Below are 18,558 nucleotides of genomic sequence, written 5' to 3' on the forward strand. Positions count from 1 at the left end.
CACCGGACCGGCGGCCGGGCACGCCACGGGAAATGCTCGTCGACCCGAGATTCGTCCGACTCGCCGACCATTTCTTCGGCATGTTCACCCAGCCTGCGCGCGGTGGCGGCGCCCTCGCCATCTATCTCGACGGTCGGCCCGTCGTCGATATCTGGGCGGGCTGGGCGGCCAAGGATCGCCGCTGGAACGGCGACAACGTGGCACTCACCTTCTCCACCGGCAAGGGCGTCGCGACGACCGTGGTGCACCGGCTGGCCGAGCGGGGGCTGATCGACTACGCCAGCCCGGTCGCGACGTATTGGCCGGAGTTCGGCGCGCACGGCAAGGATGACATCACCGTGCGCGATGTGCTCTCGCACCGCGCCGGACTGCATCGGGTCCGCGGTCTGGTCCCCGGCCGCGAGGGCATCCTCGACTACGACGCCGTCGTCGCGGCACTGGCCGAGAGCCCGGCCGATCCGCGGCGGATCCGCACCTCCGGCTATCACGCCATCACCTTCGGCTGGCTGGTGGCCGAGATCGTGCAGCGCGCTACAGGTGATCGGTTCACCGATCTGGTGCGGCGCGAGATCGCGGAGCCACTCGGCTATGACGAATTCTGGTTCCAGGTACCGGCATCCGAGCGCTACCGGATCGCCAAGATCTTTCCGCATCTGAGCCCGCCCGGAATCCGTTGGAATACCGCGTCATCGGTGCTGTCCTGGGTGCGGCCGGTGCGCGGGCTCGCCGAGGCGGGTATGCCGGAGAATTTCGACGAATTGGTCCGCGATCCGCGCGTGCACGATGTGGTGATGCCGGGCTGGAACGGCGTCTTCTCGGCGCGCGCACTGGCCAGGATGTATGGGGCGCTTGCCAATGGTGGCCGGGTCGAGGCCTTGGCTCCGGGACGCGGTGGACCGGGCATCCGCGCGGTGCAATTGCTGAAACCGGAGACGATCGAGCTCATCAACCAGACGCAGCGGGCCGACAGCCGCGACTATGTGCTCGGGCTGCCGCTGAAATTCACCCTCGGCTATCACCGACCGGTGGTGATGTCCAAGCAGCAGCCGCGAAATGCCTTCGGCCACTATGGTCTCGGTGGTTCGGGTGCCTATGCCGATCCGGATCTCGGCATGTCCATCGCCTTCGTCACCAATCGCCTCGGCAATGCGGTGACCGCGCTCGGGGACGCCCGCCTGGCGCGCCTGGCCGCCATTGCCAGCCACATCGCGCGCAGGGCGAAACCGGAGAGGGCGGTCGAACCGGGCGAGCGGTGAATTCGTTGCTATAGATATGGAGCAGGCGGACGCACCACCCGAAACGGCGCTGGACGGCGCACATTCGACGCCGCGCGCACCCCGGATGGTCCTCGCGCACGCGCTGGCCGCTGGCATCGATTTCGAGCGGTACTTCCGGTGGCGACGTGGCAACGAGGGGGATCCGTTCTATGTTCGGTTTCCCGGCTTCGGCGCGGTGCTGTTCACCGGAACCGCCATCGGCGCCCGCGAAATCTTTCGCGCGCCGATCGAACTGCTGGAACCGCCACGGCCGAATCCGATCGAACCGCTGGTCGGCACCGCCTCGCTGATTCTGGCCGCCGGTGAACGACACCGGCTCGATCGGGCACTGCTCGTGCCCGCCTTCCACAGCGCCCGGATCCGCGCCTACGGCGAGCTCATCCGCGACTCTGTCATAGACGAAATGTCCGGCAGCACAAGCGAATCCCGCCCCGCCTGGCTACCGGGCACCCGCATCGACTCGCGCGCAGCGGCCAGGGCGATCACACTGCGGGTCATTCTGGAGGCGGTATTCGGAGTGGACAGCCACCAGCGGCGCGCCGAATACACCACCGCCGTCGCGGAATTCCTCACCGCCTTCTCCGGACCGCTGATGCTGGTGCCCGCCCTGCGCCGCGGAGTGTTCGGCCATGCGCCGTGGGACCGGTTCCGGGTGGCGCGTGAACGGCTCGACGAGCTGATCCTGACCGATATCGAGCGCCGACGTGCAGCGGCCGACGGCCGCGCGGTGCGCACGGACATTCTCGACATGCTGCTCACGACCAGCTATGACGACGGCACCGCGATCTCCGATGCCGAGCTGTGCGAGCAATTGCGCACCCTGCTCGTCGCCGGGCACGAGACCACCGCGACGACCCTGGTGTGGGCGCTGTTCCATGTGCATCGAGAACCCGCGGCGCTGGATCGCCTGCGCGCCGAGCTGCGGGCGGCCGGCCCCGATGCGACTCCGCTCGAACTGGCCGGTCTGCCGTATCTGGACGCCGTCTGTCAGGAAACGCTGCGGCTGCATCCCGCGGTGCCGATCGTCCTGCGCAGGCTGACCGCGCCGTTCACACTGCGTGGCGTCGCGCTCGCGGCAGGCGAGACGATGGGGGTCGCGGTACCGCTGCTGCACTCCGACCCCGCGGTGTGGTCGGATCCGCAGCGGTTCCGGCCGGAGCGATTCCTCGACCGCAGGTACCGGCCGTTCGAATTCGCGCCGTTCGGCGGCGGACATCGGCGGTGTGTCGGGGCGTCGCTGGCCGACTACGAACTGCGGATCGCGCTGGCCACGGTCCTGGGCCGGGTGCGGCTGCGGCTCACGCCGCGGTATGCGCGGGGGCGGGCGCCGCTATCGGTGCCACACAACATCGCGACGGGTCCGCATCGGTCGATTCCGTTCGAAATCGTGGCGTGAGCATTCGTGATTTATGTCACGAAGAAGTTTGACAAATCCCGCGAGACTGCCGGCGATCCGCCCTTCGAATGCATCGACATTCACCGTCGTGACCGGCAGTTATCACGAAAGATGGTGACCCACAACGGCATATGTGTCCTACGCCACATTTGATGCTCGAACCGAATTAATCCGAAACACCACTGGCTTCGGACCGCCTCGGGACGGTAGGAAGGACGTCAGGGTCGGGTTGCGTCATAAATACCCGTGGGGTGCTCCATGTTCCCCGCGCCGTTTTTCCGTGGGCGTATGCGCGGCGGATTCCACATCGATCTTCGTGGGACCACCATGCGCGCACCACAGCTATGAGAGATCTCGCTGCGCCACCGGCGTCGACGAGAGATGGATTGGACGAGAAACCTATGCATGCCGCTTTGAACACCGGGACGTCGACTGCTCCTCGTCGCGGAGCGCTAGCCCGCCGACTCCGGCAGGGCGTCCTATTGTCGGCGGCGATCGCCACGATCGGTGTCACCGCTGTCGCGCCCGCACAGGCCGATCCGCTCGGCTTCGGCTCGGGTTCGTCGACCTCGCCCACCACCGATCCGGGCGTCCAGGCGAATTTCGCGCCGCCGGCCATCAGCCCAGGCGACGGTGAGACCGTCGGCGTCGCGCAGCCGATCATCATCAACTTCAAGGAACCGGTGACCGATCACGCCACCGCCGAGCAGGCCATCAAGATCACCTCCTCGAATCCGGCGCCCGGACACTTCTACTGGTTCAGCGACAAGCAGGTGCGCTGGCGGCCGAACGAGTTCTGGCCCGCCGATACCGATGTGACCGTCGAGGCGGGCGGCACCCGTACCGCCTATCGGATCGGCGACGCATTCATCACCACCGCCGACGACACCACCCACACCATCACGATCACTCGCAATGGCGAGGAGATCATGACCATGCCGACCTCGATGGGTAAGACCAAGCACGAGACCCCGAACGGCACCTACTTCGTCGGCGAACAGCTGCGCAAGATGACCATGGATTCGTCCACCTACGGTGTGCCGACCACCGATCCCGAGGGCTACAAGGTCGAGGTCGAGTACGCCACCCGGATCTCCAACAGCGGCATCTTCGTGCACGCGGCGCCGTGGTCGGTTGCGCAGCAAGGCGTTTCGAATGCCAGCCATGGCTGCCTGAACGTCAGCACCGAGAACGCCAAGTGGTTCTTCGAGAACGCGAAGAAGGGCGATCCGGTCATCGTCGAGAACACCAACGGCGGCACGCTGAACGTGCGTGACGGCTACGGCGACTGGAACGACTGAGCCCCGACCCGGACGCTCCCGAGCCCGACTCAGCCCAGGCACAAGCGGCCTGGGCTGAGTTCTTTTTGTTCAGCAGATGGTGTTCCGGATTTTCCGGACGACAGACCAGTTGCCGGATAACCTCCCGAGTGGCGCAACGCTACAACTGATTTCGGGAGAACATGGGTAACTCGCCGGGTACGCCCAGATTCCAGCCGCCGACACGACCGTCGGCCCGCGACGAAACATTCGCGCCACCGCACAACCGGCACCAGGTTCGGGGAGCGCGCGAGAAGTTCAGCGGGTCGGCGCTCGGCATTAACCGGCTGTTTGCTGCGCGACGTAAAGTCGCGGCGGTGCGAACCAGGCCGGAACGAGTGCTGCCGCAGCCGCGGGGGCGTGGACTGCGCCACCGGCCGTGGCAGGACTATGCGCTGTTCCTGGTGCTGCTCGGGCCGAATCTGGCGCTGCTGACGCTGTTCGTCTACCGCCCGCTGGCCGACAATATCCGGCTCTCGTTCACCGACTTCAATATCTCCGATACGTTCGTCAACTACATCGGGTTCGCGAACTACGAAGAGTGGTGGCGCAGGGACGATTCGTGGCAGATCGTCACCAACACGGTGGTGTTCACCCTGGCCGCGGTGGTGGGGAGCATGGTGCTCGGCCTGGCACTCGCCCTGCTGCTCGACCGTAAGCTGTTCGGGCGCAATGTGGTCCGCTCGGCCATCTTCGCGCCGTTCGTCATCTCCGGCGCGGCCATCGGTGTGGCGTTCCAGTTCATCTTCGATCCCAGCTTCGGACTGGTCCAGGATGTGCTGCAGCGCATCGGCGTCGACAAGGTGCCCGACTTCTACCAGGATCCGCACTGGGCACTGTTCATGGTGACGGTCACCTATATCTGGAAGAACCTGGGCTACACCTTCGTCATTTATCTGGCCGCACTGCAGGGCACTCGCGCCGATCTGATGGAAGCGGCCGAAATGGACGGCGCGAGCCGCTGGACCACCTTCACCAAAGTGCTGTTGCCGCAACTGCGCCCGACGACATTCTTCCTGTCCATCACGGTGCTGCTGAACTCGCTGCAGGTCTTCGACATCATCAATGTGATGACGCGCGGCGGACCGCTGGGCACCGGCACCACGACCATGGTCTACCAGGTCTACCAGGAGTCCTTCCGCAACTTCCGGGCCGGATACGGCGCGACGGTGGCCACCATCATGTTCCTCGTGCTGCTGGTCATCACGCTGGTGCAGGTGCGCATCATGGATCGGGGCGAGCAGTGAAACACGCTGGTATCGAGACACTTTCGTATCGGCGCCGACAGCGCGCGGTCACCCTGCTCGGCTACGCCGCGATGGTGTGCGTACTGATCATCGTCGGCGTTCCGCTGTTCTGGATCTTCATCACCTCGTTCAAGACGCGTCCGGATATCTACACCCAGCCCGCGGTGTACTGGCCGCACAGCTGGCATCCGGAGAACTACGAGGAGGCCACCACCGCGCTGCCGTTCTGGACATTCCTGCGCAATTCGCTGATCGTCACCGGGATCGTCGCGCTGGTGAAGTTCGTACTCGGGGTGTTCAGCGCGTACGGCCTGGTGTTCCTGCGTTTTCCCGGCAAGACCGTGGTGTTCCTGGTGATCATCGCGGCGCTGATGGTGCCCAACCAGATCACGGTGATCTCCAACTACGCCCTGATCGCGCAATTGGGCTGGCGAAATACCTTCCAGGGCATCATCGTTCCGCTCTGCGGGGTGGCCTTCGGCACCTTCCTGATGCGCAACCACTTTCTCTCGCTGCCCTCGGAAGTGATCGAGGCGGCGCGGATGGACGGTGCCAATTGGTGGCGGCTGCTCACCAGGGTGGTGCTGCCCATGTCCGGACCGACCATGGTGGCCTTCGCGGTGGTCACGCTGGTCAACGAGTGGAACGAATACCTCTGGCCGTTCTTGATGGCGGATGACACCAGGGTCGCCACCCTGCCGGTCGGCCTCACTCTGTTGCAGAACACCGAGAATCCGAGCGTCACCAACTGGGGACCGGTGATGGCGGGCACGCTGCTGACCATGCTGCCGATTCTCGTCGTATTCCTGCTGCTGCAGCGCCACATGATCAAGGGCCTCACCTCGGGTGCGGTCAAAGGTTGAGTCCACCCGCCGCCCTTCGAGGAATCGCTACGCGATACGGAACCAACTAGGAGAAACCAGTGTCCACTTCACAGTTCCCCGCACTGTCGCGGCGCGGATTCATCGGACTGGCCGGTGCGCTCGCCGCGGGTACCGCCTTGACCGCGTGTGCGGGCAGCGGCGGTGGCGGCAAGCAGTCCGGTGACGCCAACACCATCACCTTCTGGTCGAATCACCCTGGCACCTCCAAGGACCTCGAGACCGAGCTGATCAACCGGTTCCAGGCGAAATATCCGGACCTGAAGGTCGTTCTGGTCGACGCGGGCAAGAACTACGAGGAGGTGTCGCAGAAGTTCAATGCGGCGCTGTCCGGCGGGGAACTGCCCGATGTCGTTGTGCTCTCGGATGTCTGGTGGTTCAACTACGCGCTCAACGGCACCATCGAGCCGCTGGACGGACACTTCGCCGAGGCCGGGGTGCAGCTGGCCGACTATGTCGATTCGCTGGCCGCGGACTATGTGTTCAACGGTAAGCACTACGCGCTGCCGTATTCGCGCTCGACACCGCTGTTCTACTACAACAAGGACGTATGGGCGAAGGCCGGTCTGCCCGACCGCGGCCCGCAGAGCTGGCAGGAATTCGACGAGTGGGGCCCGAAGATCCAGTCGGTGGTCGGTGACGGCAAGCTCGCACACGGCTGGGGTGATGCCAAGAACTACCTGGCCTGGACCTTCCAGGGGCCGAACTGGACCTTCGGCGGCGCCTACTCCGATCAGTGGACGCTGAAGTTCACCGACCCCAAAACCATTGCGGCGGGCCAGTTCCTGCGCGATATGATCCACACCAAGAAGTACGCGGGCATCAAACCGCAGATCGCCGTCGACTTCGGCACCGGTGTCATCGCCTCGACCATCGCCTCCACCGGCGATCTGAAGGGCATCCAGAAGAACGCCGAGGGCAAGCTGGAGTTCGGCACCGCATTCCTGCCGCACCCCAACGGACCGGGCGTCACCACCGGCGGTGCTGGCCTGGCGATTCCATCGCGCATCTCGGATCAGCGGAAGGTGAATGCGCTCGAGTTCATCGAGTTCATCACCAATGCGGCCAATACCGCGTACTTCTCGCAGGGCACCGGATATATGCCGGTGCGCAAGTCGGCGGTGACCGATCCGAGCGAGGTCGACTTCCTCACCAAGAATCCGAAGTCGAAGGTGGCCATCGAGCAGCTCGCGGTGACCAAATCGCAGGACTACGCACGGGTATTCGTGCCCGGCGGCGACCAGATCATCGGCACCGGGCTGGAGCAGATCGGTCTGCAGAACGCCGATCCGGCAACGGCTTTCGCCAATGTGGCCAGCCAACTACAGGCCATTATCGATCGACAGATCACGCCGAAGCTGCCCAAGTAAGTACCGACCAACCGCGGCGCGCATCCGGCCCGGGCGCGCCGCGAATCCGACACAGGGAGTGACAGCATGGCAACAGTGCACTTCGACGGGGTGACGCATCTGTATCCCGGTGCGCCGACGCCTGCTGTCGACAGCCTGGAGCTCGATATCGCCGACGGGGAATTCATCGTCCTCGTCGGCCCATCGGGCTGCGGCAAATCGACCAGCCTGCGCATGCTGGCCGGACTGGAATCGGTCGAGGCGGGTCGGATTCTGATCGGCGGCAAGGATGTCACCGGGCTGCCGCCGCGCGCCCGCGATGTGGCGATGGTGTTCCAGAGCTATGCGCTCTACCCGAATATGACCGTCGCGCAGAATATGGGCTTCGCGCTGCGCAATGCCGGAATGAACAAGGCGGACACCGCGGTTCGCGTCCAGGAAGCGGCGAAAATGCTCGAACTCGAGCATCTGCTCGACCGCAAACCGGCGAAGCTCTCCGGTGGACAGCGCCAGCGCGTCGCGATGGGTCGTGCCATCGTGCGCCGCCCACAGGTCTTCTGTATGGACGAACCGCTGTCCAACCTGGACGCCAAACTGCGGGTGAGCACCCGCTCCCAAATCGCCGCACTGCAGAAGCGGCTCGGCACCACCACCGTCTACGTCACCCACGACCAGGTCGAGGCCATGACCATGGGTGACCGCGTCGCGGTGCTGCGCGACGGCAAACTCCAGCAGATCGCCAAACCCCGCGAGCTCTACGACAATCCGGTGAACACCTTCGTCGCGGGCTTCATCGGCTCACCCGGGATGAACCTGCTCGACGCCCCGGTCCGCGACGGTGCCGCCGTCCTGGGTGAGCTGCGCATTCCCCTGCCCCGCACCGCAACCGGCGAACGGGTCATTGTCGGCATCCGTCCGGAATCCTGGGAAGCCACCACCGATACGGACAACAGCCTCGCCGTGGCCGCCGAACTCCTCGAAGAGCTCGGCGCGGAATCGTTCATCTACAGCCACGGCGTCACCGATGAATGGAACAGCCGCTCCGGCAAGGTGGTCGCCCGGGTGGACCGCCGCTTCCAAGTGGCGCTCGGCGACCGCCTGCGCCTGCGCCCCAAACTCGACGAGGTCTTCTTCTTCGACGCCGAATCCGAGGAACGCCTGCGCTGAAGCCCGGCCTGCCGGGCCGCCGTGAGCGGCGACCCGGCAGTCGGATGCTCACCAGATCTTGACGCGCTGCGCGGGCTCCAGATACAGCTCGTCGCCGGGCTGCACATCGAAAGCCTCGTGGAAGCTGTCGATATTGCGAACCACCGCATTGCAGCGGAATTCCGGCGGGGAGTGGGGGTCGGTGGCCAGACGACGGATGGCCTCCTCGTCGCGGGCCTTGGTGCGCCAGACCTGGGCCCAGCCGTAGAAGACGCGTTGCAAGCCGGTCAGGCCGTCGAGCACCGGCGGCTGCGCGCCTTCGAGGGCGATCTGGTACGCGGCCAAAGCGATGGAGAGACCACCGAGGTCGCCGATATTCTCGCCGATGGTGAACTCGCCGTTGACGGTGTGGTCATCGGACAGCGCCTTGGGCGACAGCACACTGTACTGATCGATCAAGGCCTTTGTGCGCTTACCGAATTCGGCGCGGTCGGCATCGGTCCACCAGTCGACCATATTGCCGTCGCCGTCGTATTTGGCGCCCTGATCGTCGAAGCCGTGCCCGATTTCGTGGCCGATCACCGCACCGATGCCACCGTAGTTGGCGGCGGCGTCGGCGTGCATATCGAAGAACGGCGGCCGCAGAATGGCCGCGGGGAACACGATTTCGTTCATGCCCGGGTTGTAGTAGGCGTTCACCGTCTGCGGGGTCATGAACCATTCGCCGCGGTCGACCGGTCCGCCTAGCTTGTTCAGATCCCGGTCGTGTTCGGCGGCGTAGCCGCGGCGGTAGTTGCCGACCAGATCGGTCGGCACGATCACGATGGCGGAATAGTCGCGCCACTTGTCCGGGTAGCCGATCTTGGGGGTGAACTTCTCCAGTTTGGCCAGTGCCGCGGCCCTGGTCTCGGGGCCCATCCAGTCCAGATCGGCGATATTGCGACGGTAGGCCTCCCGCAGATTCGCGACCAGCTCGATCATCCGCGCCTTGGCCTCGGGCGGGAAGTGTTCGGCCACATACAGCTTTCCGACCGCCTCACCGAGCAGATCCTGCACCAGCGAAACACCGCGCTTCCAGCGTTCCCGGTTCTCCTGCGCCCCGGTGAGGGTGCGGCCGTAGAAGTCGAAGTTCTCCTCGACCATGGGATCGGTGAGATAGGCCGCGCGCGAACGCAACAGCCGCCACGTCGCCCATGCCTGCCAGTCGGCCAGCGATTCGGCGGCCCAGGTCTGGGCGAAGGTGCGCACGTAGTCCGGTTGGCGCACAACCACTTCGGCGAACAGCTCGGGTCCGGACTTCGACACGCCCTCGGCGAGCGCGGAAGTCCAGGCATGCCAATCGAATTCCGGGTTCTCCGCGGCCAGCGCGTCGTAGGTGGTGAGGTTGTAGCTCAGTTCGGCATCGCGACGGCGCACCACATCCCAGTGCCCGGCCGCGAGTTTGCGCTCCAGTTCGAACACCCGTTGCCCGACCGTCGCCAGATCCTCCGGCAGCAGCGCGGCGATCTGCGGTTCCGCCGCGGCCAGGGCGAACATCCGCCCGATATGCGCGATGTACTCGGCGCGGATCGCGGCGAATTCGTCCTGCCGGTAATAGGACTCGTCGGGCAGCCCGATCCCGGACTGGGTGGCGTGCGCGAGATACCGGTTGGAGTTCTTATCGTCGGTGTCGACGTACACACCGAGCGCGCCGCCGACGCCCGTGCGCTGCAACCGGCCGAGCAGCGCGGCGAAGGCGCCGCGATCGGCGATCTCGCGGATCTCGGTGAGTTCACCCGCGATGGGCGCGAGTCCGAGCGAGGCCACCGTGCCGGTGTCCATGAAGCTCGAATACAGATCACCGATCTTGCGCGCGTCAGTGCCGTGCTCGGCCGATGAGCCAGCCGTGTTCTGGATGATCGCCTGGACATCCAGTTCCGCCTGGTCGTACAGCGCCCGGAAGGCACCGTCGACCGCGCGGTCCGCGGGTATCTGGTGGGTATCCAGCCAAGCGCCGTTGACATGCGCGAACAGGTCGTCTTGCACCCGAACGGCTTGGTCGAGGTAGGACAGATCGATACCGGAGGGACTGCTCAGATCGGAAGTCACGATCTCCAGTATGCCGAGGTGGCGAGAATGCCGTCGCCGTGGTTTGCCCCGGCCGCGCGGACGGCCGGGGAGGAACGGTCAGGCGGGCAGGATGATGCGGTCGAATTCGCCGTCGCGCGCTCCGGCGACGAAGGCATCCCACTCTTCAGGGGTATAGGTGAGAGTGATGTCGCCGTGGCGCACGGTGGCGCTGCCGTCGGCGAGAGTGTGCGCGATCAACTCGTTGTGCGATCGCCCGCTGTTGAGGAGGTTGATGAACGAGGTCCAAAGGCTCGCGGTAACGGTGATGATGGGCTCTTCGGCGGGGCGGTTGGCCGGGTTGCGGCGGTATTTGCTGTCACGGATGAGCACCGCGTCACCATCGAACCGGACCTCGACGCATTGATTGCCGTTGTTCGATCGAGTCGACGTGAACCAGTCAGTGAAAACCGACCGGAGGGTAGCGGTGGTGGCCATGGGCAGGATTTTACACTCGTGCATAGCGGCTGATCAGGGCCAATGACTCGTCACGAGTCAACGACTGCTCCAGCGCGCGAACATAAGCGAAGCTCAAATCGCGTACCTGTTCCGGATCGTCGACCGCCCCGCCGAAGACGGCGCTCTCGGCCCAGGCGAAGGTCGGCAGCTGTTCGCCGGCGAAGTCGATCAGGTGGAAGCTGGAACCGCCCAGCACGGCACCCGCCTTGGCAGCGAACGGGATGACCCGCACCTCGATATTGTCGAGTTGCTCGATCAACTTCGCCAGATATTCCAGCTGTCCGCGCAGTACCTCCGGACCGCCGGTCTGCTGCAGCAGGGTGCCCTCGCCGACGACCGCGGTCAACTCGACCGCCCCCTTACCGCGCAGCCGATCCTGGCGACGCATCCGGATGGCTACCAGTTGCTCGACCTGTACCGGACGGATCATTACGTCAGCACGGATGAGTGCGCGAGCGTAATCCTCGGTCTGCAACAGTCCGGGAAACACCAGACTGTCATAGCTGCGAATGCTCTGCGCGCCGAATTCCATGCCGTATAGCCGCTGCAGTTCCGGCCCGATCAGGGCCGACGATTTGGCCCACCAACCGCGTTGTTTGCTCTCCTCGAGCAGTGCAAGCAACTCCTCGCGCTCCTCGGCGTCCACCTCGAGCAGTTCGAGTACCGGTCCGATGGAGTTGGTGGTGAGGACTCGTCGCCCCTTCTCGACGTGGGACCAGTTGGCCGGGGTGAAGCCGACCCGCTTGGCGAAAGTGGCGGAATCGAAGCCGCGCTGCTCGCGCAATTCCCGCAGACGCAGCACCAGTTCCCATCGAGCAACTGTGGGGGAAACGGGTGCCATGGCTAAGGATGCTACGCCGGAGAATTTCTCGGCGTGTGACTATTGTCATCCCAGTTGTGCCAGTCTATGGTCGAATTCAGCGGCAACTTTGCTTTTCACGTCGATCCACTCACAGTCGAGGCGAGGTTCGTCATGAGTACGTCGCGAATGGAACCGGGTAGCTACCCAGCGGCCCAGGACTTCGCGGCGGCCCAGGACGCCTTGGCCCGCTGTCGCCGCTACCGCAAGGACAACGGACTCTACGGCGTCGTCGATGCCGCACTCGGGCGCATCCTGTTGGAGATCGGCGCGGTCGGCGCGGTCGTCATGCCCGCCGTACTCGGCAAGCGCGTCCGCGCCCACCTGCTGGCCGCCTGCGGGCGCACCGGACCGATCATCGCGCACCCGCGCTCCAGCCGCTGGTCCTTCCTCACCGGTCCGACCGACAACTCGTATCTCGATATGACGCTGTTCCCGGAACTGTTCCGGGTCTGCGCCTCGGTGGCATTACCCGGCAGCCGGATCGTGCTGCCCTCGCCGACCGACGAGAACAGCGGCTACCGGGTCTGGGTCGCGCCACCCGAGGGCGACTACCGCCCCGAACTCTGCGATGTCATCGCCGCGACCAGGGCGTGTGCCAGCAAAGGCGGGCACGAACTCGAACGGTCGGTGGTCACCCACATCACGGGGTCGGGCGCGGAGTGAGCGTCACGCTGAAGCTCTGCTCGATGCTGTGCTGCCATTTATCCCGGCATTCGTTGATCTTGGTCTGATCGTTGCCCGCCTTCTGCACGCAGTCCAGATAGTCCTTGCCACCGGAGTCGACGAAGAAACTCCAGCCGACAATGCTGAGCAGGATCGCCGCGACCAGGGCGAGTACGCCGAGGATGAGACCGGCGACGGCCATGCCGGTGCCGCCCGCGCGGCCGGAACGGATCTTGAACAACGCGACGATGCCGAAGATCAGTGCGAACAGGCCGAACAGGTAGCCGCCGATCAGCGTCCAGCAACTCAGGAAGCCGAGGATGCCGAGCACCAAGGTGGTGATGGCCAGACCGGTCCGCTTGGGCGATTCCTGCCAGTAGTTGGGCTGCCCCTGATACGGCCCCGGGTGTGGGTAGTCACCGGGCGGCGGATATTGACCTGGCGGCGGATACTGCGACATGGGGCTTCCTCTCAACCGGTGCGCTTGCGCGGCAATCGGCTACTGATCGCACTACCTGACCTGGGATGTTAATGCCGAGCCCGGCCTATCCTTCCCAGCGACCTGCGAGCTATCGCTAGGGCTGCGAGCCGAGCCGCGCGTGCATCTCCCAGACCAGAATCTCCGCGGGTCCGCGGGCGATCACCCGCTGCCCCCCCGACCTGGTCAGCCGCACCGCATCACCCGCGTACAGCGGGCCGACACCCTCCATCTCCACCTCGCCCCTGGCGACGAACAGATGCAGGTACGGCGCGTCCGGTAGGTCGACCGACTGCTCGATATCACCGGTGCCCGCCATCCGCGCCACGTGCATTGCCGAATGACTGCTACCGATGGCGATCGCGGTCCGGTCGCGATAACGCGGCAGGCCGGAGGCCACGGTCACCAGCGCGCCACCCGCCAATTCGTCATCGATCTCGAGTTGCTGATAGCCCGGCTCCAGGCCCGGCTCGTCGGGCACCACCCACATCTGCACGAAATGCACGGGCTCGTTGTGCTCGGTGCCGAGGTCCAGCCGCCAGGAGTCGTTCTTCTCCGAATGCAGGATCCCGGTGCCCGCGCTCATCCGCTGCGCCAGGCCGGGATAGATGACGCCGCTGTGACCGAGCGAATCCTGGTGCACCAGGCTGCCGCCGAGCACCCAGGTCACGATCTCCATATCCCGGTGCGGATGGGTTTCAAAGCCCTGACCAGGGGAAACAATATCCTCGTTATTGACGAGCAGTAGTCCATGATGGGTGTTCTCGGGATCGTAATGCTCCCCGAAGGAGAACGAGTGCTTCGAATCCAACCAGGACACGCGCGTTTTCATGCGATCGCCGCCGCGATGGACATCGATGTGTGGTGTCGTGAGTGTGGACATCATGGTCCTCCTCTCGGGACCGTGCACCGATCACCTTTCAGGGTAGGAGCACTTACGACGCGGTACTCCGAATTCCTAGTAAATTGTCCTGCACTCGGCATTTTACGCGAGCGACCGGCGGGTGAACGGCAGGCGAGCAGTACCAACCGGTTCGTCGAATCGTCACCGTGATCCAGCCGCTACCGCACCGAAGCGGCCGCCCGCACCCAGGGCGGATTCGTAACACCATGCGCCACAACGCAACCGGAGGTGACGACCAGATGCGACCCGAGGTACTGGCCCGCATCGAGCGACAACTCCGCAACGCCGCGCAGCGCGATGGGATCAGCGATTTCGTCGTCGGCGTCGCGGTTTTCCGAGACGGCAAACTTCTGGTAGTCCGCCGCGTACCGGACGACTATCGCGGCGGAATGTACGAACTGCCGGGTGGCGGAGTCGAATCCGGGGAGACGCTGGCCGAATGCGTGGCACGCGAACTGTTCGAGGAGACCGGTCTGCGTGTGCGCCATATCACCGACTTCCTCGGCGGCTTCGACTACGCCACCCGGACCAAGGCCAGGGTCCGCAAGTACAGCTTCGTGGTCGAAGCGGAGCCGGGTGAGGTGGCGCTGGCACCCGGCGAACACGATGCCTTCGCCTGGATCGATGCCGCCACCCTGGACGAGCTGCCGATGGCCCCTGATATGCGTGCGGCGGTCAGCGCGCTGATCACGGACGGGATTCGCTGATCGGGCTTTTCCCCGTGCGGCGGGTAGCCTTCCCAGGTGTCCATTGGTCGCCCCGAAGGCTCCACTCCCGCGGACGAGCGACCGGTATCGCTACCGACGGCGCTCCGCGAGAGTCCCGGCGTGCTGCGCCTGGCCCTGGTCCGCTTCACCGGTCAGTTCGGCGACGGCATGTTCCAGGCGGCGCTATCGGGCGCCATCCTGTTCAATCCGGAGCGCGCGACCGATCCGCTGGCCATCGCGGCCGCCTTCGCGGTGCTCTTGCTGCCGTACTCGCTGATCGGCCCCTATGCCGGCGCGCTGCTGGACCGCTGGGACCGGCGGGCGGTGCTGCTGGTCGCCAATGTGCTGCGGGCGATTCTGATCGGCGCGGTCAGCGTCGGGCTCTTGGCGGGTAGCGGTTCGACACCCTTATTGCTGCTGGCTCTGGCCGTGGTCGGGATCAGCAGATTCGTGCTTTCCGGTGTGTCCGCCGCCCTGCCCCGGGTGCTGGACCAGCACTGGCTGGTGCCTGCGAATTCGGTGCTCGCCACGGTGGCGTCGGGCTGTGCCGGTGTCGGTGCCGCCGCCGCGGTCGCGATCATCGGACTGATCGGCGCCGGTGATTTCGCCTCGGCGATCGCGGTGGCGATCAGCGCGGTCTGGTCGGTCTTCGGCGCGGTGCTCGCGGCCGGATTCGGGGCCGGGGTGCTGGGTCCGGAGCCGGGAACGGCGATGCGCGACAGTGCGATACATGCGGTCGTCACCGGCCTGCGCCATGGTGCGGCGGCGGTTTGGGGGGCGGTTCAGGTCACCACCGCGATGGTCGGCATCGGCACGCACCGGATCGTTTTCGGAACCAACACCCTGATCATGGTGCTGGTGCTGCGGCAGGCGCCGGTAGACGGCGGCGGGGCCAATACCGGGCTGACCCGTTTCGGGCTCGCCATCGGCGCCACCGCGGCGGGGATGCTGGTCGCGGCGGTCGTCGCACCGCTGCTGATTCCACGCCTGGGTCGGTCACGCACGGTCGTGCTCGGTCTGTGCACCGCGACCGTGGTCCAGTTGACGCTGGTCACGCCGACCGCCATCGCAACGGCCGGCACCGCGGCGCACCGGGCGCATCAACTGCTGCTCGTCGGTGCGTTCCTGTTCGGGCTGGCGGGGCAGACCATCAAACTGACCGGTGACGCGACGATGCAGATCGACATCGGTGACACCAGGCGCGGCCAGGTATTCGCTTTGCAGGACACCGTCTTCAATATCGCGTTCGTAGCGGCGATCGCGGTTACCGCGGTGGTGATACCGGCGGATGGACGCTCGATCGGCGTGGTGCTGGTCGGCGCCGGAATCTATTGCGCCGGAATCGCGGCCATCGCGCTGAACAACCGGCGTGCACCGGTCATTCACTGAACGGCATTGCGGGGTAACCGGGTTCATCGGCAGACCAGGTGCGATGCTCGCCGAGCGCGGCCACCTGTGCCCACCCGTCTCCCGACCGCCATCCCTCGTCGAATCGCTGCGCGATGCTGTTCGTCGGGGCATGCGATTCCGACGGCGCCGAATCCAATAGCGGCTCATCATGATTCAGCAGCGCCGCGCCGAACCCATTGGCGGCCGAGTGATCCGGTTCCGGATCGGTGCGCACGATCCAGTCGAGGTGTTCACTGTCCGCATCGGCCGGATTGCCGGTGATCTCGTGACTCCAGGTGCCATTGCCGGTCGGATCGGTGAAGAAGTGGTCGGGTATGCCATCGTCGTCGAGATCCAACCCGACCACATCGGCGATGCCGGTGCCGTGCGAATCCCACAGCACGTCATCGGCCAGGCCGTCGCCATCGAAGTCGAGTCCGACCGCGTCACCCACACCCGATCCGGATAGATCCAGGTCCGCCTGGCTGGTCCAGACGTGGACCGTGCCGTCGCCGGTCCCGAACACGTACTCGATCTCGTTCATATCTATTTGGACGCGGCGCCCGCCCATCCGGTTCCGTCATCGCGCGAAGCCACTGCGAATTCGATACCATCGCACCCGCTCGCGATACCGCATTCGAACAGCACGGTCGAGTAAGTTGATCCTGCATCGACCCGAATCGACAGGGAGCCAACAGGATGGGATTTCGGCCGAGCGGCACGCGGATATCCGCGGCGGCGGCCACCTATCCCGGTGCACCCGCATTGTTCGGCCTGCTGCTGGCCGGGGCGCTGACCATACCGACGCCCGTCGCGCAGGCCGCACAGTATCCCTGGGCGCCGCCGCCGGTGAACAGTTGCGGCGAGATCGGATTCGATCCGTTGAACCGCGCGCCGGACCCGAACGCACCACCGCCTCCGCCGCTGCCCCAGCTGCCCCCGCAGATCGATATCCCGGTGCCGGTTCCGGAGATCACGCCGGTGCCGGTGCCCGACCCGGTGCCGGACAACACCCGGATCGATCCGGAGCCGCTGCCCGATGACCCGTGCCGCAACCCGTGCCCGGATGTGCGCGACACCCCGAAACCGCCGGAGCCCGCCACCGATCCGGAACCGAACACCGCGCCGAACACCGCGCCGAACACCGGGTCCAGCTCGGGTTCCGGATCCGGTTCGGGGTCCGGTTCGGGTTCGGGGTCCGGTTCGGGTTCGGGGTCCGGATCGGGTTCCGGATCGATCCAGCTGCCGCGCATAGAGATCCGCCCGGAGATCGAACCCGTTCCGATCCCGGTGCCCGGCGGCGACGGACCCGAACCACAGCCCGCGCCGCCGCGTGTCGTGCACCCGATCGAGCCGGGGCCGCTGGCCGCGGCTGTTGCCCCGCCGCTGGTGGAATCGGTGGAGTTGGTCGGTCAGGTGACCGGGCACGGTTCGCAGAATCGCACCGATATGCGCTGGCAGGTCGACGGCACCGATCTCGGGATCATGTGGGAGACCAAACCCGGCGAGGTCGCCGTCGCCTTCGGCGACACCTTCGGCGAGGGCTGGCAGAGTGGCGGTGTCGGCGGACCGGACTGGCGCAGCAATGTGCTCGGCTATAGCACCGACCACGACCTCGCCGATGGCCTCAGCATCGACACCATGGTGCAGGACAGCCGCTGTCACGCGGCCGAATTGCTGTCCAGCCGCAAGATCAAGAACTGGGAGACGACGACCATTCCGACCTCCGGGTTCGCGATCGGAACGCGCCAGTTCATGAGCTATATGTCGGTGAATCACTGGAGCCGGATCCCGGGCCTGTGGTCGACCAACTACGGCGGACTCGCGTACTCCGACGACAATGGCCGCACCTGGGTCAAGGACCAACATACCAAGTGGGACAACTTCTTCGGACTCGGCCGTTTCCAGGTGGCGGCGATGGTGCCGCAGGGCGATTACGTCTACATGTTCGGCACGCCCAATGGCCGGATCGGCGTGATCGGCCTGGCCAGGGTGCCGAAGACCGAGGTGCTGAACAAATCCGCCTACCAGTACTGGGTCGGCGGCAGCTGGGCCCCCTGCGCCGAAAACCAGGCCACGCCTTTGGTTCTCGGCATGGCCAGCGAACTGTCGGTGCGGTTCGACAAGGACAGCAAGCAGTGGCAGATGGTCTACCTCGACTCCGCCCGCAGTGCGATCGTGATGCGGACCGCGGCGACACCGCAGGGCGCGTGGACCGACGGTGTCGCGCTGGTCTCGACCGACGACTATCCGAAGGCCTACGGCGGCTTCATCCACCCGTGGTCCACCGCCGAGGATCTGTACTTCACCATCTCGGCGTGGGATTCCTACAACGTGTATCTGATGCACGCCGAACTCGATCCGCCGCGCTGATT

17 protein-coding genes are annotated in these 18,558 nt (G+C 65.5%); 11 read left to right on the plus strand and 6 right to left on the minus strand.

Going from position 1 to position 18,558, the window contains the following annotated elements:
- The first annotated feature begins 32 nt into the window (after positions 1-32).
- The 7 genes from ACQP2D_RS43240 (at position 33) to ACQP2D_RS43270 (ending at position 8,636) form a co-directional block, all read left to right on the plus strand.
- Complete coding sequence (locus tag ACQP2D_RS43240) at positions 33-1,256, plus strand: serine hydrolase domain-containing protein (RefSeq protein WP_433685949.1); 1,224 nt, start codon at positions 33-35, stop codon at positions 1,254-1,256.
- Positions 1,257-1,272: 16 nt separating this feature from the next.
- A complete protein-coding gene (locus tag ACQP2D_RS43245) occupies positions 1,273-2,673 on the plus strand; it encodes a cytochrome P450 (RefSeq protein ID WP_433681653.1) in 1,401 nt (466 codons plus the stop codon).
- Positions 2,674-3,074: 401 nt separating this feature from the next.
- Entirely contained in the window at positions 3,075-3,974 is a 900-nt protein-coding gene (locus ACQP2D_RS43250; RefSeq protein WP_433681654.1) for a L,D-transpeptidase, read from the plus strand.
- A 335-nt stretch (positions 3,975-4,309) separates the two neighbouring features.
- Positions 4,310-5,239, plus strand: coding sequence for a carbohydrate ABC transporter permease (locus ACQP2D_RS43255; RefSeq protein WP_433681655.1), 930 nt, complete (start codon positions 4,310-4,312; stop codon positions 5,237-5,239).
- Between the two features lie 71 nt (positions 5,240-5,310).
- Positions 5,311-6,102 carry a carbohydrate ABC transporter permease gene (locus ACQP2D_RS43260; protein ID WP_433685950.1) on the plus strand — a complete coding sequence of 264 codons (792 nt, stop codon included), beginning with the start codon at positions 5,311-5,313 and terminating at the stop codon, positions 6,100-6,102.
- 59 nt (positions 6,103-6,161) lie between these two features.
- Positions 6,162-7,490: an ABC transporter substrate-binding protein gene (locus tag ACQP2D_RS43265; RefSeq protein ID WP_433681656.1), complete on the plus strand. Its 1,329-nt coding sequence runs from the start codon at positions 6,162-6,164 to the stop codon at positions 7,488-7,490.
- A gap of 66 nt (positions 7,491-7,556) precedes the next feature.
- Positions 7,557-8,636: an ABC transporter ATP-binding protein gene (locus ACQP2D_RS43270; RefSeq protein ID WP_433681657.1), complete on the plus strand. Its 1,080-nt coding sequence runs from the start codon at positions 7,557-7,559 to the stop codon at positions 8,634-8,636.
- 48 nt (positions 8,637-8,684) lie between these two features.
- Here the strand turns inward: ACQP2D_RS43270 and ACQP2D_RS43275 are convergent, their stop codons facing one another.
- The 3 genes from ACQP2D_RS43275 to ACQP2D_RS43285 all read right to left on the minus strand — a co-directional run bounded on the left by ACQP2D_RS43275 (position 8,685) and on the right by ACQP2D_RS43285 (position 12,021).
- Positions 8,685-10,712: a M13 family metallopeptidase gene (locus ACQP2D_RS43275; RefSeq protein ID WP_433685951.1), complete on the minus strand. Its 2,028-nt coding sequence runs from the start codon at positions 10,710-10,712 to the stop codon at positions 8,685-8,687.
- 69 nt (positions 10,713-10,781) lie between these two features.
- Entirely contained in the window at positions 10,782-11,159 is a 378-nt protein-coding gene (locus ACQP2D_RS43280) for a DUF397 domain-containing protein (RefSeq protein ID WP_433681658.1), read from the minus strand.
- 10 nt (positions 11,160-11,169) lie between these two features.
- Positions 11,170-12,021 (minus strand): Scr1 family TA system antitoxin-like transcriptional regulator, encoded by an 852-nt coding sequence (locus ACQP2D_RS43285; protein ID WP_433681659.1) that lies wholly within the window; start codon positions 12,019-12,021, stop codon positions 11,170-11,172.
- A 132-nt stretch (positions 12,022-12,153) separates the two neighbouring features.
- Between ACQP2D_RS43285 and ACQP2D_RS43290 the strand changes: the two genes are divergently transcribed.
- Complete coding sequence (locus ACQP2D_RS43290; RefSeq protein ID WP_433681660.1) at positions 12,154-12,705, plus strand: hypothetical protein; 552 nt, start codon at positions 12,154-12,156, stop codon at positions 12,703-12,705.
- Here the strand turns inward: ACQP2D_RS43290 and ACQP2D_RS43295 are convergent.
- A complete protein-coding gene (locus ACQP2D_RS43295; protein ID WP_433681661.1) occupies positions 12,683-13,165 on the minus strand; it encodes a DUF4190 domain-containing protein in 483 nt (160 codons plus the stop codon). The genes ACQP2D_RS43290 and ACQP2D_RS43295 overlap by 23 nt on opposite strands.
- Before the next feature lie 115 nt (positions 13,166-13,280).
- Positions 13,281-14,066, minus strand: a complete 786-nt coding sequence (locus ACQP2D_RS43300; RefSeq protein ID WP_433681662.1) for a pirin family protein — start codon at positions 14,064-14,066, stop codon at positions 13,281-13,283.
- A 260-nt stretch (positions 14,067-14,326) separates the two neighbouring features.
- On the opposite strand from ACQP2D_RS43300, the gene ACQP2D_RS43305 reads away from it, so the two are divergent.
- Together ACQP2D_RS43305 and ACQP2D_RS43310 are read left to right on the plus strand one after the other, a co-directional pair.
- Positions 14,327-14,794: an NUDIX hydrolase gene (locus tag ACQP2D_RS43305; protein ID WP_433681663.1), complete on the plus strand. Its 468-nt coding sequence runs from the start codon at positions 14,327-14,329 to the stop codon at positions 14,792-14,794.
- A 36-nt stretch (positions 14,795-14,830) separates the two neighbouring features.
- Complete coding sequence (locus tag ACQP2D_RS43310) at positions 14,831-16,183, plus strand: MFS transporter (protein WP_433681664.1); 1,353 nt, start codon at positions 14,831-14,833, stop codon at positions 16,181-16,183.
- Here ACQP2D_RS43310 and ACQP2D_RS43315 read toward each other — a convergent pair.
- On the minus strand, positions 16,173-16,727 hold the full coding sequence (locus ACQP2D_RS43315) for a hypothetical protein (RefSeq protein ID WP_433681665.1): 555 nt from the start codon (positions 16,725-16,727) through the stop codon (positions 16,173-16,175). The genes ACQP2D_RS43310 and ACQP2D_RS43315 overlap by 11 nt on opposite strands.
- Positions 16,728-16,882: 155 nt before the next feature.
- Between ACQP2D_RS43315 and ACQP2D_RS43320 the strand changes: the two genes are divergently transcribed.
- Positions 16,883-18,556 (plus strand): DUF4185 domain-containing protein, encoded by a 1,674-nt coding sequence (locus ACQP2D_RS43320; protein WP_433681666.1) that lies wholly within the window; start codon positions 16,883-16,885, stop codon positions 18,554-18,556.
- The last annotated feature ends 2 nt before the right edge of the window (positions 18,557-18,558 follow it).

It is taken from the genome of Nocardia sp. CA-119907 (genome assembly GCF_050955995.1).
Lineage (GTDB): Bacteria > Actinomycetota > Actinomycetes > Mycobacteriales > Mycobacteriaceae > Nocardia.

Excerpts from the sequence above, each read along its gene's own strand:
- ACQP2D_RS43305 (WP_433681663.1), top strand. The coding sequence starts at position 14,327 with ATGCGACCCGAGGTACTGGCCCGCATCGAGCGACAACTCCGCAACGCC.
- ACQP2D_RS43315 (WP_433681665.1), bottom strand. The coding sequence starts at position 16,727 with ATGAACGAGATCGAGTACGTGTTCGGGACCGGCGACGGCACGGTCCAC.
- ACQP2D_RS43240 (WP_433685949.1), top strand. The coding sequence starts at position 33 with ATGCTCGTCGACCCGAGATTCGTCCGACTCGCCGACCATTTCTTCGGC.
- ACQP2D_RS43280 (WP_433681658.1), bottom strand. The coding sequence starts at position 11,159 with ATGGCCACCACCGCTACCCTCCGGTCGGTTTTCACTGACTGGTTCACG.
- ACQP2D_RS43270 (WP_433681657.1), top strand. The coding sequence starts at position 7,557 with ATGGCAACAGTGCACTTCGACGGGGTGACGCATCTGTATCCCGGTGCG.
- ACQP2D_RS43320 (WP_433681666.1), top strand. The coding sequence starts at position 16,883 with ATGGGATTTCGGCCGAGCGGCACGCGGATATCCGCGGCGGCGGCCACC.
- ACQP2D_RS43250 (WP_433681654.1), top strand. The coding sequence starts at position 3,075 with ATGCATGCCGCTTTGAACACCGGGACGTCGACTGCTCCTCGTCGCGGA.
- ACQP2D_RS43290 (WP_433681660.1), top strand. The coding sequence starts at position 12,154 with ATGAGTACGTCGCGAATGGAACCGGGTAGCTACCCAGCGGCCCAGGAC.
- ACQP2D_RS43285 (WP_433681659.1), bottom strand. The coding sequence starts at position 12,021 with ATGGCACCCGTTTCCCCCACAGTTGCTCGATGGGAACTGGTGCTGCGT.
- ACQP2D_RS43260 (WP_433685950.1), top strand. The coding sequence starts at position 5,311 with ATGGTGTGCGTACTGATCATCGTCGGCGTTCCGCTGTTCTGGATCTTC.
- ACQP2D_RS43295 (WP_433681661.1), bottom strand. The coding sequence starts at position 13,165 with ATGTCGCAGTATCCGCCGCCAGGTCAATATCCGCCGCCCGGTGACTAC.
- ACQP2D_RS43300 (WP_433681662.1), bottom strand. The coding sequence starts at position 14,066 with ATGTCCACACTCACGACACCACACATCGATGTCCATCGCGGCGGCGAT.
- ACQP2D_RS43245 (WP_433681653.1), top strand. The coding sequence starts at position 1,273 with ATGGAGCAGGCGGACGCACCACCCGAAACGGCGCTGGACGGCGCACAT.